This window comes from Mesorhizobium sp. M1004 (assembly GCF_040318795.1).
Classification (GTDB): domain Bacteria; phylum Pseudomonadota; class Alphaproteobacteria; order Rhizobiales; family Rhizobiaceae; genus Mesorhizobium.
The window spans coordinates 215,109-228,622 of sequence record NZ_JAMYNB010000001.1; the positions used below are offsets into that span (position 1 = coordinate 215,109).

The 13,514-nt window shown below is 63.8% G+C and carries 12 protein-coding genes; 5 read left to right on the forward strand and 7 right to left on the reverse strand.

Features of this window, described 5'->3' with window-relative positions; all coding sequences use genetic code 11:
* Window positions 1-4 precede the first annotated feature (4 nt).
* From kdpB to NKH54_RS01090, 3 genes are all read right to left on the reverse strand, one after another.
* Window positions 5-2,098: a potassium-transporting ATPase subunit KdpB gene (kdpB, locus tag NKH54_RS01080; RefSeq protein WP_353027582.1), complete on the reverse strand. Its 2,094-nt coding sequence runs from the start codon at window positions 2,096-2,098 to the stop codon at window positions 5-7.
* Window positions 2,099-2,330: 232 nt separating this feature from the next.
* Entirely contained in the window at window positions 2,331-4,034 is a 1,704-nt protein-coding gene (kdpA, locus tag NKH54_RS01085) for a potassium-transporting ATPase subunit KdpA (protein WP_353027583.1), read from the reverse strand.
* Between the two features lie 18 nt (window positions 4,035-4,052).
* A complete protein-coding gene (locus NKH54_RS01090; RefSeq protein WP_023691936.1) occupies window positions 4,053-4,142 on the reverse strand; it encodes a K(+)-transporting ATPase subunit F in 90 nt (29 codons plus the stop codon).
* A gap of 396 nt (window positions 4,143-4,538) precedes the next feature.
* On the opposite strand from NKH54_RS01090, the gene NKH54_RS01095 reads away from it, so the two are divergent.
* Window positions 4,539-6,329, forward strand: a complete 1,791-nt coding sequence (locus tag NKH54_RS01095; protein WP_353027584.1) for a flavin-containing monooxygenase — start codon at window positions 4,539-4,541, stop codon at window positions 6,327-6,329.
* A 154-nt stretch (window positions 6,330-6,483) separates the two neighbouring features.
* On the opposite strand, the gene NKH54_RS01100 is transcribed toward NKH54_RS01095, so the two are convergent.
* Window positions 6,484-7,710, reverse strand: a complete 1,227-nt coding sequence (locus tag NKH54_RS01100) for an amidohydrolase/deacetylase family metallohydrolase (protein ID WP_352538408.1) — start codon at window positions 7,708-7,710, stop codon at window positions 6,484-6,486.
* 104 nt (window positions 7,711-7,814) lie between these two features.
* Entirely contained in the window at window positions 7,815-8,180 is a 366-nt protein-coding gene (locus NKH54_RS01105; protein ID WP_023707576.1) for a RidA family protein, read from the reverse strand.
* A gap of 175 nt (window positions 8,181-8,355) precedes the next feature.
* Here NKH54_RS01105 and NKH54_RS01110 point away from each other — a divergent pair, with 175 nt between their 5' ends.
* Window positions 8,356-8,841 carry a hypothetical protein gene (locus tag NKH54_RS01110; RefSeq protein ID WP_023669704.1) on the forward strand — a complete coding sequence of 162 codons (486 nt, stop codon included), beginning with the start codon at window positions 8,356-8,358 and terminating at the stop codon, window positions 8,839-8,841.
* A gap of 132 nt (window positions 8,842-8,973) precedes the next feature.
* Here NKH54_RS01110 and NKH54_RS01115 read toward each other — a convergent pair whose 3' ends face one another.
* Complete coding sequence (locus tag NKH54_RS01115; RefSeq protein ID WP_023669703.1) at window positions 8,974-9,204, reverse strand: hypothetical protein; 231 nt, start codon at window positions 9,202-9,204, stop codon at window positions 8,974-8,976.
* 146 nt (window positions 9,205-9,350) lie between these two features.
* On the opposite strand from NKH54_RS01115, the gene NKH54_RS01120 reads away from it, so the two are divergent.
* From NKH54_RS01120 to NKH54_RS01130, 3 genes are all read left to right on the forward strand, one after another.
* Window positions 9,351-9,992, forward strand: a complete 642-nt coding sequence (locus NKH54_RS01120) for a glutathione S-transferase family protein (protein WP_023700072.1) — start codon at window positions 9,351-9,353, stop codon at window positions 9,990-9,992.
* Between the two features lie 136 nt (window positions 9,993-10,128).
* Window positions 10,129-11,631: a helicase HerA domain-containing protein gene (locus NKH54_RS01125; protein WP_023691930.1), complete on the forward strand. Its 1,503-nt coding sequence runs from the start codon at window positions 10,129-10,131 to the stop codon at window positions 11,629-11,631.
* A 128-nt stretch (window positions 11,632-11,759) separates the two neighbouring features.
* Window positions 11,760-12,725, forward strand: a complete 966-nt coding sequence (locus NKH54_RS01130) for a hypothetical protein (protein WP_353027585.1) — start codon at window positions 11,760-11,762, stop codon at window positions 12,723-12,725.
* Window positions 12,726-12,795: 70 nt separating this feature from the next.
* On the opposite strand, the gene NKH54_RS01135 is transcribed toward NKH54_RS01130, so the two are convergent.
* A complete protein-coding gene (locus NKH54_RS01135) occupies window positions 12,796-13,239 on the reverse strand; it encodes an SRPBCC family protein (RefSeq protein WP_023683102.1) in 444 nt (147 codons plus the stop codon).
* Between the last annotated feature and the right edge of the window lie 275 nt (window positions 13,240-13,514).

Sequence of the window (13,514 nt, forward strand, 5' to 3'; positions counted from 1 at the left end):
TTCCTTAAGCGAGGCCGAGGCCGGTGACGATCATGTCGATCGCCTTGATGCCGGCGAAGGGAACGATGATGCCGCCGAGGCCGTAGACCAGGAGGTTGCGGCTGAGCAGCGCGCCGGCGCCGATGGCGCGGTATTTGACGCCTTTCAGCGACAGCGGGATCAGAGCGATGATGATCAGCGCGTTGAAGATGATGGCCGACAGGATGGCGCTCTGCGGCGTCGCCAAGTGCATGATGTTGAGCGCTTGCAGGGGGCCGATTGTATGTCCCGGCGCAACGTAGAAGACGGCAAACATGGCCGGGATGATGGCGAAGTATTTGGCGACGTCGTTGGCGATCGAGAAGGTCGTCAGCGAACCGCGCGTCATCAGCAGCGCCTTGCCGATCTCGACGATCTCGATCAGCTTGGTCGGGTCACTATCGAGGTCGATCATGTTGCCGGCCTCGCGGGCGGCAACCGTGCCGGTGTTCATGGCGACGCCGACATCGGCCTGCGCCAAGGCCGGCGCGTCGTTGGTGCCGTCACCGCACATGGCGACCAGCTTGCCCTTGGCCTGTTCGTCGCGGATCAGCTTCAGCTTGTCCTCGGGCGTGGCCTGGGCGAGGAAATCGTCGACGCCGGCTTCGGCTGCGATCGCTGCCGCAGTCATCGGATTGTCGCCGGTGATCATCACGGTGCGGATGCCCATTTTGCGCAGTTCGGCAAAGCGCTCGCGGATGCCACCCTTGACGATGTCCTTGAGGTGGACGACGCCGAGCAGGCGGCCGTCACGCTCGACGGCCAGCGGCGTGCCGCCGGCCTTGGCGATCTCGTCGGCGATCGCCTGGAGATCCATGACGGTGTCGCTGCCGGGGCGCGCGCCATGGGTGGCCGATGTCGACTGGCTGACATAGGCGAGAACCGAATCGACGGCGCCCTTGCGCACCGACGAGCCATCGATGTCGACGCCGCTCATCCGGGTCTGCGCGGTGAAGGGCACGAAACTGGCGTGCAATGTCGCCATGTCGCGGGCGCGGATGGCGTATTTTTCCTTGGCCAGCACGACGATCGAGCGTCCCTCGGGCGTCTCGTCGGCGAGCGAGGCAAGCTGTGCCGCATCGGCCAGTTCCTGCTCGGTCACACCCTTGACCGGCCGAAATTCGGTGGCCTGGCGGTTGCCGAGCGTGATGGTGCCGGTCTTGTCGAGCAAAAGCGTATCGACGTCGCCCGCCGCTTCCACGGCGCGGCCGGACATGGCCAGCACGTTGAAGCGCACCAGGCGGTCCATGCCGGCAATGCCGATGGCCGACAGCAGGGCGCCGATGGTGGTCGGGATCAAGGTGACGAACAGCGCGACCAGCACCGTCACCGGGATATAGCCGCCGGAATAGGAGGCAAAGCTCGGGATCGTGGCGGTGGCCAGCACGAAGATCAGCGTCATGCCGACGAGCAGGATGTTGAGCGCGATCTCGTTGGGCGTCTTCTGGCGCGAGGCACCCTCGACCAGCGAGATCATGCGGTCGAGGAAGGTGTGGCCGGAGGCGGCTGATATGCGCACGCGAATCCAGTCGGACAAAACCTGCGTGCCGCCGGTGACCGCCGAACGGTCGCCGCCGGATTCGCGAATGACGGGTGCGGACTCGCCGGTGATTGCCGCCTCGTTGACCGAGGCCACGCCTTCGATCACTTCACCGTCGGACGGGATGATGTCGCCGGCTTCGACCAGCACGATGTCGCCAACCTTCAGGCTGGTGCCGGGCACCAGCTTGAACCTGGAGCGGTCTTCGCCGGCAAGCAGCTTGGCCTGGGTTTCGGTGCGCGCCTTGCGCAGCGAATCGGCCTGCGCCTTGCCGCGGCCTTCGGCGACGGCCTCGGCGAAGTTGGCGAACAGCACGGTGAACCACAGCCAGATGATGATCTGCAGCGTAAAGCCGAAATCGCCGCCGCCGGTGGCGAGATCCTTGACGAACAGGACCGTGGTGAGAAGCGAGACGATGGCGACGACGAACATCACCGGGTTCCTGACCAGCGTGCGGGGGTCGAGTTTCCTGAAGGCGCCGCCGATGGCCGGCCACAGGATGCGGGCATCCATGATGCTCGCGGATTTGGACTGGCTCATTTGGTGGCTCCAGTATCTGAACTGTTGGCCGGCACCGACCGATCGGATGCCGAAAAAAGGGGCGGCGGACCATAGGCCAGCAGCCAGATCACGATCATGACTGCCGCGAGGCCGAGGAAGGTAGATACGCCGGGGAAGGGAGGGGGCGGTTCCTCCCCCTCATTGCCGGCTCGTGGGCCGGCTCGCGGCCGGGCCTTCATGCGTTTTGGGTAGAACCAGGACATGACAAGCCTCAGAATGTCTGGCCGTTGATGGCAGCCAGGTGCTCGACGATCGGTCCGATCGCCAGTGCCGGGAAGAAGGTCAGGCCGACGACGATCAGGATGACGCCGACGAGCAGGCCGACGAACAGCGGGCCGTCGGTCGGGAAGGTGCCGGCGGAAGCCGGAACCGTCTTCTTCGTCGCTAGCGAGCCGGCAATGGCAAGCGCTGGAATGATGACGAAGAAGCGACCCACCCACATGGAGATGCCGAGCGTGATGTTGTACCAGGGCGTGTTGCCGGAAAGGCCGCCAAAGGCCGAGCCGTTGTTGGCCGCCGCCGAAGTGTAGGCATAAAGAACCTCGGAGAAGCCATGCGGACCGCCATTGGCCATCGAGGCGACGGCGCTTGGCAGCACGACCGCTATTGCCGTGAAGACCAGCATGACCAGCGGCAGAGCTAGGATGGCGAGCATTGCCATCTTGACCTCCTTGGCCTCGATCTTCTTGCCGAGATATTCGGGCGTGCGGCCAACCATCAGGCCGGCGACGAACACGGTGATGACGATGAACATGACGATGCCGTAGAAGCCGGCGCCGACGCCGCCGACGATGACTTCGCCGAGCTGCATGTTGAGCATCGGGACCAGGCCGCCAAGTGCTGTGAACGAGTCATGCATGGCGTTCACCGCACCGCAGCTCGCAGCCGTGGTGATGACGGCGAATAGTGCCGAAGCGGCAATGCCGAAGCGGCTCTCCTTGCCTTCCATGTTGGCGCCGTCGACGCCCAGCGCATGGACCAGCGGATTGCCCGCGGCTTCCGCCCAGTAGCAGATAACGACGCCAGCGATGAACAGCACACCCATCGTGGCCAGGATCGCCCAGCCCTGGCGCTGGTTGCCGACCATGCGGCCGAAGACGTTGGTGAGTGCGGCACCCAGCGCGAAGATCGTCACCATCTGGATCATGTTGGAGATGGCGTCGGGGTTTTCGAAAGGATGCGCGGCGTTGGCGTTGAAGAAGCCGCCGCCATTGGTGCCGAGCATCTTGATGGCGACCTGCGAGGCGACCGGCCCAAGGGCGAGCGTCTGCTTGGCGCCTTCGAGCGTGGTGGCGTCGACATAAGGCCCGAGCGTCTGCGGCATGCCGAGCCAGACATAGACAAGGGTGAGCACGATGCTGAGCGGCAGCAGGATGTAGAGCGTGCAGCGGGTCATATCGACCCAGAAATTGCCGATCGATTTGGCCGAGGCGCGGGCGAAGCCGCGGATCAGCGCCACCGCAATGGAAATGCCGACGGCGGCGGACATGAAGTTCTGAACAGTCAGGCCGGCCATCTGCACGAGGTAGGACAACGTGCTTTCGCCGCCGTAATTCTGCCAGTTGGTGTTGGTGACGAAGCTGACGGCAGTGTTGAAGGCGAGATTGGGTTCGACCGATGCCATCCCGGCCGGATTGTAAGGCAGGACGCCCTGCAGGCGTTGCAGAAAGTACAGCACCAGGAAACTGGCAAGGCTGAAGAAGATGATTCCTGCCGCGTAGGTCGTCCAGTGCTGCTCCTCGAGCTCGCTGGTTCCCGAAATGCGGTAGAGGCCGCGCTCAACGGGCCCGAGTATGGGCGAGAGAAAGGTGCGATCGCCATTGAAGACGCGGTACATGTAGCCGCCGAGCGGCTTCACCAGCAAAACGACGATCCCGCAATAGACCAGGATCTGTATCCATCCGTTGAGTGTCATGGCTTTCCGTGCCTTGCTTCAGAAGCGTTCTGGGCGAACGAGGGCGTATGTGAGGTAGACGAGCAGGAACAAGGTCACGCCGCCACCGAGGATGTAATCGACAAACATGTTGCGATCCTTCCGCTTAAAGAGCGTCGCAGGCTTTGATGTAGGCGAGGGAAAGGGCGAAAAACAAAACCTCGATCCCGATGACGACAATGTCCATTGTGTTGGTCCTTGCTTGTACTTGGCGCCAGTTGCTGGCAGGCCGTAAATTCCGTGAGAACGACCCGCCGTAGCTTCGAAGGCTACGGCGTCCGGAGCGTTTTGCTCGTGGTGGAATATGGACCCGATCGCCATAAAGGTTCGAGACGGGGCCGGGAGGAAAGATATAAAATTCCTATAAAGATTTCCGGGAGATGGCTCCGTTCCGGGCCGCTAGAAACCGACGCCATGACATCGCGACCCCTCTTGCGGCGCCGCCGTCTTTCGAAACAATGGGAACGCAAAACGAGGGAAAAACAGATGCTCGACATGGCACCATCGAAACAGGCGGCGACATGGCTTTGCGCGCTTGCACGGGCGCTGGAAGCTGATGACGCCGAGGCGGCCGCCAACCTGTTCGTCGAGGATTGCTACTGGCGCGATCTGCTGGCTTTCACCTGGAACATCACCACGATGGAAGGCCGCGGTGCGATCCGCGACATGCTGCAAGCGACGCTGGCGGAAGCGAAGCCCTCACACTGGACGCTGTCCGGCGAGGCGACCTCGGATGAGGGCACCGTCGAGGCCTGGTTCACGTTCGAAACGTCGGTCGCGCGGGGCGAAGGGATTGTGCGCCTCACGGACGGCCGCTGCCGGACCTTGTTCACGGCGGTGCGGGAGCTCAAAGGGTTCGAGGAGAAAAAGGGACCGGCGCGGCCGCTCGGCATCCGCCACAAGGCCGACCCTGCACGCGAGACATGGGCGGAGGCGCGGGCGCGCGAGACGCGCGATCTCGGCGCCACTGAGCAGCCCTATTGCCTGGTGATCGGCGGCGGGCAGGGCGGCATCATGCTCGGCGCGCGGCTGAGGCAGCTCGGTGTGCCCACCATCATCATCGAGAAAAATGCGCGCCCCGGCGATTCCTGGCGCAACCGTTATCGCTCGCTCGTGCTCCACGATCCGGTCTGGTACGACCATCTGCCCTACATTCCGTTCCCGGAGAACTGGCCGGTGTTCACGCCCAAGGACAAGATGGGCGACTGGCTGGAGATGTACACCAGGGTGATGGAGCTCAACTACTGGGTCGCCACCAAATGCCTCAGCGCCAGCTATGACGAGGCCGAGAAGGTGTGGACTGTGGTGGTCGACCGCGTCGGCCGGCAGATCACGCTGAAGCCGAAGCACATTGTCTTTGCCACCGGCGCCTATGGCCCGCCACGCCAGATCGCGCTGCCCGGCGCCGAGACCTTCAAGGGCGAACTCCTGCATTCCAGCCAGTATGCAAGCGGCGAGAAATTCCGCGGCAGACGTGTCGCTGTCATCGGCGCGGCAAGCTCGGGGCACGATGTCAGCGTCGACCTCTGGGAGAGCGGCGCAGACGTCACCATGATCCAGCGGTCGCCGACGACAGTGGTGAAATCCGACACTCTGATGGAAGTCGGCTTCGAGATCTTCTCGGAAAAGGCTTTGGCGCGCGGCATCAGCACCGACAAGGCCGACCTGATCGTCGCGTCCACGCCGTTCGCGCTTGTACCCAAGGGCCAGCGGGATCTTTACGAGGTGATCAAGGCACGCGACGCAGACTTCTACGACCAGCTATGCGCCGCCGGCTTCGCCATCGATTTCGGCGAGGACGAGACCGGGCTGTTGATGAAGGCCTACCGCACCGGCTCCGGCTACTACATCGATGTCGGCGCCTGCGAACTGATCATCAATGGCGAGATCAAAGTGAAGAGCGGCGTCGGCATCAGTTCATTGACGCCGACCGGCATCCTGTTCGACGACCGCAGCGAGCTGGCCGTCGATGCGATCGTCGCCTGTACCGGCTACCAGTCGATGAACGAGACCGTGGCGGCCATCGTCTCGCGCGAGGTCGCCGACAAGGTCGGGCCATGCTGGGGCCTCGGCTCCGGCGTCAAGGGCGATCCCGGTCCTTGGCAAGGCGAGCTGCGCAACATGTGGAAGCCGACGGCGCAGGACGCGCTGTGGTTCCACGGCGGCAATCTGGCGCTGTCGCGGTTTTACTCGAAATATGTGGCGCTGCAGATCAAGGCGCGGATGGAAGGGATTGCGACGCCGGTGTTTGGGGCGGTGAGTAACGCAGGGCGCTAGCGATCTCCTCCCCCCTTGAGGGGGAGATGTCGCCGAAGGCGACAGAGGGGGTCGCCGCGCGTGGAGCGCTGACCTCCAGCTGCCGCGAGGAGCTTGCGTCCGGTCGAACCGACCCGCTCTGGCCTGCCGGCCATCTCCCCCTCAAGGAGGGAGATTATCCGCGCCCGAAATGCCGTGCCGCGACCTCGACATGCGTATGGTGCGTGTGGGCCTCGAAGCGCTCGGTCTCGTTGTGGTCGGCGGCTTCGTTCGGCCACCAGACACCACCCACGACGATGCCGTCCGATGTGAGCCGCTGATCCGCGATCAGCGCCGCACCGACCGCATCGACGAAGGTAAAGCGCCCGGGGCGCAGTCTCAGCACCGCGACATCGCCGACACCGCCAACTTTCAGCGTCCCAAGCTCCGGCCTGGCGATCGCCTCGGCTGGCCTTTGCGTGGCGGCGCGCAGCACCTCGACCAGCGGCATGCCCAGCGCCATTAGCTTCGACATGCAGACCAGTATGTCGAAGGCCGGACCGTCGACGCAATAGAGATGCACGTCGCTGGAGATGACGTCGGGCGCGAGGCCCTCGGCCAGCATCGCTTTCGCCACGGCGAAGTCGAACGATCCCATGCCGTGGCCGATGTCGAAGATGACGCCGCGTTCGCGGGCCAGCCGCATGTCCGGCCGCACCGCGCCGGAGGCGAAGACCGGCGCGTTGGGGAACGGGCGAAAACAGTGCGTGAGGATGTCACCCTTGCGCAGCCGCGGCAGCACTTCGGAGCGGCCGGGCGGCGGCTCGTCTATATGCGCCATCAGCGGCAGGCCGGCCTGGTCGGCGGCTTCCAGCGCGAGATCGACCGGCGCGATGCCGCTGGCGCCGCCGGCATGCTTGCCGGAGCGCACTTTTACGCCGACGACGACATCGGCGTGCTCGCGCACCGCAGCCACCGTCTCGCGTGGCTCGCAGAGCCTGAGATCGCTGCATTCGCCGACAGAGACGCTTTGCGAGAAGCCGAATATGCCGGCAAAGGAGATGTTGACATAGGCCAGGATGCGCACCTTCGAGCGCTCGATGACATGGCGGCGAAAGCCCAGAATATTGCCGGCGCCGGCGCTGCCGGCGTCGATGAAGGTGGTGGTGCCGCTCTTGGCCGCCAGCCGGTCGGCATCGACGCCAAGCGAGGTGCCGCCCCAATAGACATGGCTATGCAAATCGATGAGGCCGGGCGTGACGATGCAATCACGAGCGTCGACTATCTTGGTGGCGTGCTCGGCATCGATCGCCGCCTCGATGGCCACGATGCGTCCGCCCGCAACGGCGACATCGCGCGGCGCGTCCAGGCCCGAGGCCGGATCGATCAGACGGCCGCCCTTGATCAGGAGATCGAACTGCATCGGCGCCTGCCTCTCTTCGTTTTGGGGCATGATCTCTGGACAAAACGGTTTCCGTTTGTCCGAGAAAACCCCGTCTCCACTTTTCGGGATCATGCCCCGGCTGGTCAAACCGGCCGGTAGGCGACGGCTTCGACCTCGATCTTGATGTCGATCATCAGCCGCGATTCGACCGTGGTGCGGGCCGGCGGATTCTTCGGGAAGTGCTTGGCGTAGACGGCATTGAAGGCGCCGAAGTCGCGCGCGTCCTCGAGCCAGACCGTGGTCTTGACGACATCGTCCATGGTGCAACCGGCCAGCGCGAGTGCCGCCTTCACATTCTGCAGCACCTGCTCGGTCTGCTCGGTGATGCCGCCCTTGACCACGATGCGGTCGCTGTCGACCGGCACCTGGCCTGAGATGTAGACGAAATCCCCGGCGCGCACGGCCGGCGACAGCGGCACGTGGGATGTTCCAAAACACTCTTTAGGCAAAGGAAACTCCTGTTCAGAATGGCGGTCCGCGCCCCGTTTTCGACGACCGCTCTACGCCTGTCCCGGTGATCCTCATAGGGGGCTTTTTGGAAAGCAGCATTTTTCCAAACGCGTGTTGCTTTATCGCAGGCTCGCCAGCATCTTGCGCGTCGCATTTTCCCGACAGGAGATTTCAATGACCTTCGACAAGAACCCGTTTCCAGAGGGCGATGCCGATCGCCACGCGCTCTGGGAAATGTTGGTGCGGCGCGACATCGACGCCTTTATCGGTCAGGACTGGTCGATGGTCGAGGATGATTTCCTCGCCGACAGCTTCTTCGGCATGCATGCGCATTTCCTCAGCGATGCCGACGCCTGGCGTCTGCAATTCCCGAGCCTTGCCGTCTATCGCGACGAATGGCTGCGCCAGGCCAAGGAGACGGCGGCGGCCAGATTCGCCGAGCCGCTGCGCGAGGCGCTGTTTCGCGTCACCAACATGCGCGACATCGATGTCGATGGCGACCGCGCCGTGCTGCACAAGAAGTTCAACGGCTCGGTGGCCAAGGCCGATGGCAGCGTCGACAAGCTGAAATGGCAGACGCTGTATTTTTGCAGGAAGGTGGCGGGCCACTGGAAGATCGGCGGCTTCGTCGGCTACATGCCACATCCCTTGGGGATCTGAGGTTTACCCGCTTATGCTATTGCCGGCCTTCGCGCACGAAGACGTCCGCTTCCGGGCTGCAGCTGTAAAAGCTCGCCAACCGAACCCACTCGAGCTCAAGCGAGTTGAACGGGACAGGTTCGTCCAACAGGGCTAGCGGGAGCGGTGGTCGAACACAACCGCCATGGTCTTACCAATTGCCGCCATGACGACGAGTTCGACGAGATCGTCGTCGCTGTCGACACAGGTTGGATCCATGCGGCGGATGGCGTCGAGCGCCGCCCTGGTCGAGACGGTATCGCCGGCGCGGAATCTGGAAAGCGCAGAGGAAACAAGGTTCTGGGTTGTCACGTCGATGACAGGTACGCTCGGCACTACGTTCATGGCTTCCTCCTGCCAAGAACCCTCTCCCGAAGGAAATAATACGCCGAACGACGGCGTGTGCCAGCGGAATCGTGGTCCGACCAGATTGCCTGGAGGGCACGTTTGCGTGTTTGATAGGATCGAGCCCACAGCGTCCAGGACGGGACATGAAACTGTACTTCAGCCGCAATCCCAATCCGCGCCTCGCGGTTGCAACTGCACGTCATCTGCAGGCCAAGGTCGAGTGTGAGTTTGCGGCACCCATGGCGCCCGGGCAGGCTGAGCGGTTTCGTCAGCTCAATCCCAATCTTACCCTGCCGATATTGGCATGGCCGGGCGGCAGCCTGTGGGAAGCAGACGCCATAGCCTGCCTTCTGTCGCGCGAAGCGGGTTCGGATTTCTGGCGCGGCGGCGATGACCAACCCGACATGATCCGCTGGCTGAGCTGGGGCAAGGAGAATTTCGTCCGGGCCTGCGACATCGTGCATTTCGAGCGCGGAACCAAGCAGCGCTACGGGATTGGGCCCGTCGACCAGGGCAAGGTCGAGGAGGGGCTGGCGGAGTTCCGCATCGCGGCAGCGATTCTCGAGGCGGAGCTCGCCAAGCGGCCATGGCTTGTGGGCAAGTCGCTCTCCTATGCCGATTTCCGTATGGCGACGTTTTTGCCGTTCAACGATGCAGCCGGCCTGCCGCTGGCGGACTATCCCTCTGTTCTGGGTTGGTATCGCCGGCTCGAAGCCATCGATGCCTGGCGCGATCCCTTCGACGGGCTGGACGCGCCGCTTCTGCCGCCGGTCAACTCCGCTTGATGTGCTTCCCTTTGGGCAGATGGGCTGATGTGTGGCGCTTTGGCAGCATAGGTGTGGAACAGCGGGCGAGTTGCCATGGCGCGCTCGACGGCTCGCGGCCGGGTTGATAAGCCCTGTCCGCAAGGAGAGTCGTGACATGACCGTAGCCATCGAGATGGGACAGACGACGGCGGGTGCGCCGGCGGCGCTCGACCTTGAGGAGCTGCTGGCGACCCGGCTTCTGGTGCAAGGCAATTCCGGCTCCGGCAAATCGCACCTTTTGCGCCGGCTCCTGGAGCAGAGCGCGCCCTGGGTGCAGCAGACCATCATCGACCCGGAAGGCGATTTCGTCTCGCTGGGCGACCATTACGGCCATCTGGTCATCGATGCCGAGGAGCATACGGAGCGTGGCCTGCAAGCAGCCGGCGAGCGGGCGCGCATCCACCGCGTCTCCACGGTGCTCAATCTCGAAGGGCTCGATGCCGAGAACCAGATGCGGCGCGCCGCTGCCTTTCTCGGCGGGTTGTTCGAGGTTGCCCGCGAGCATTGGTATCCGATGCTGGTGGTGGTCGACGAAGCGCAGCTGTTCGCGCCCGCCGTGGCCGGCGAAGTGTCCGACGAGGCGCGAAAGCTCTCGCTCGGCGCCATGACCAATTTGATGTGCCGCGGCCGCAAGCGCGGCCTTGCCGGCATCATCGCCACGCAGCGGCTGGCAAAGCTCGCCAAGAATGTCGCGGCGGAGGCGTCCAATTTCCTCATGGGCCGTACCTTCCTCGATATCGACATGGCGCGCGCCGCCGACCTTCTGGGCATGGAACGGCGTCAGGCCGAGGCGTTTCGAGACCTGGAGCGCGGGCACTTCATGGCGTTGGGCCCAGCGCTGTCGCGCCGTCCGCTGGGCGTGCGCATCGGCCAGACCGAGACCAGCCCGCGCAACGGTACGCCGCGGCTGATGGCAATGCCGGAAACAGCGCTTGAAGACGCGCGCGCCATCATCCTGGCGGCGCCGCCGCCCGAGACGATGCGCGCGCCGCGCCGGATGGCGTCGCCGGAGCTGCTCGACCAGCTGATGGCGGCCAAATCGGCGGCGATGGAGATCCGCCCGGAACCTGCGGAACCGGCGGTAAGCGCCGAGGATATGGCCGAGCGGCGAGAGCGGGTGGACCGTGTCCTGCGCGCCATCCTAGCGCAGCCCGATGCGGGTTTCCGCGTCATCGGCGTGCTTTATCAGGAGTTCGTCGTCCGCTGCCGCATCGAAGGCCTCGCTTCGGTGGTGCCGGACCTCTCAGAATTCCGTCGCATGCTGACGCGTGCCCGCGCCGGGCTCGGCGCAGACATGGCAGGCGATGACGCCTGGCAGGACGTTTCCGTGCGCGCCTCGCTGCTGCCCGAGGACATGCAGGGCGTGTTCATGATGATCGCCCGCGCCGCCAAGGAGGGCTGGCCGTGCCCGAGTGACGCGGCGATCGCGCGCGCCTACGGCTCGCATTCGCTGCGGCGCGCCCGGCGGCTGCTCACCTATATCGAGGAGCAGGGCCTCATCGTCTGCCAGCTCGACGGCACCGGCCGCCGCACGGTGACGCTGGTCGAGCTCGCCTGGGCGACGGCGCCGGGCGACCCCAATGCCGCGGAGGCGGAACAGGGCAGCCTGGCGCTCTGAAAGGCGAACAGGCAGCTACCTGACTTGCTTGCGCGGTTCTGAATATGATGTGTTTCGCCGATCGGCGCGCGACGATTTATGATGGGTTTCCGAGAATCGCAGAACGGTTCGGGCGGGAGGGTTGTCCGGTGCGGTTGAAATCTCTGGCTGTCTTTGTCTTTGGCCTCCTCGCCATCGCCGGCATCGCCTTGACGGTGTCTGCCCGGTCTTTTGCCGCGTCCTCCGATATACCGGCCTGGCTGCAGGCCCATGTCGGCAATGACGACGGCGAGATTTCGCAAGTGGTGCTGGAGCGGGCGCGCGCGCTTTACCTGAAAAAGGTCGCGCAAGGCGCGGTCCACAATGGGTGCTATTTCGCCATGGATGCAACGCGCCCCGGCGATCTCGGCAATGGCGTGCTAGGGCGGCGCTACTACGTCATTTGCGAGGCCAAGCAGTCGTTCAGGGCGATCTCGTCGGGCCATGGCGGCGGCCGCAATTTGAAAGGCGTGGTCGATTTCTCCAACGGCAAACGCTGCGCGAAAAACTTCGGCAATGCCCTGGACTCGTCCTTGACGACCGGTGGCGCCTATATGACCGGCGAGGCAAAGACCTCATTCAAGGGTTTTTACCGCATCGGCGCAAAAAAGGACCAGGCGCTGCTGCGCACCTTCATCCAGTTCGACGGTGAGGGGGAGACGGCGAATGCCAGGCAGCGGGTGATCGGTGGCCACGCGGCGCGGCTGTTGCGCGGCATGTGCCTGCGCAAGAACCCGAACAGCTCCTATGCCGACCATGACGGCTTCGTGCCATACGGCAAGCTGGTGGATTATGCCGGCGGCCGCAGCAATGGCTGCACCAGCTGGTCGCCGTCCGACGCCGACCAGATCATTTCGATGGTGAAGGGCAATCCGACGACGCTCTATATATACCCGGAATCGCGCGACATCACCGCCGTTGGTAAATCGGGCGCCTATTGGAATGCGTCCTGCCTGAAGGAGATCGGCAAGCCGAAATTCTGGCCGCGAAAGAGCCTTGAGCCGATCATCGCGCAATACGCCAAGGACAACCCGCCACCGCCGCCACAACCGTTGCCGATCTGCACCGGGCCGTGAGGGATGAGTCCTCGGCTCGGCATTGTCGGCGGCGCGGACTGGCTGGGCGGCGCCGCCGATCCGATGGGCTCTACTGATTGATCTCGGGTTCGACGAGCTTTGCCAGATTGCGCAGCGACTCCTGCCAGCCGAGATAGCAGGCTTCGGCCGGAATAACGTCCGGAATGCCGGCCTGCGTGATGTCGAGTTCCGTGCCGACCGACACTTTCTTCAGGAGCACGGTCACTTCGATCTGGCCGGGCAAATTGGGGTCGTCGAACCTGTCGGTGTAGCGCAGGCGCTCGCCGGGAACGAGTTCGAGATATTCGCCGCCGAAGGAATGGCTGCCGCCCGTTGTGAAGTTTCGGAACGACATCTTGAAGGCGCCACCGACTTTCGCGTCGAAGCTGTGTACCGTGCAAGTGAAGCCGTTCGGCGGAAGCCATTTCGCCAGCGCGTCGGCTTCTGTGAATGCGCGGTAGACCTTCTCCGGGCTGGTCGTCAGAACGCGGTGCAAACGTACGGTACTTGGCATCTCTTCGGTATCCTTTGTGGTTTCGTTGTTCGATGCCCCAAGGACGGGTGAACCTCACCCGGTCCGACATAGCCTGTCAAATTTTCTTGAGCCCTTTGCCGGCAGCCATCTGCCCGCGACTTCGAGTCGCCGCCTCAGGCAGGCGGTCGTGTCGCGTCAAATTGCATGCTCATTGACAGGTTGCCTAACCTTTCGGCGCGGATCTCACAATTTATTAAAATTGTAAGTCTCTCCTACAAAGTTGTATTAGGATCAGCTTAACGCCTTCGGCATTA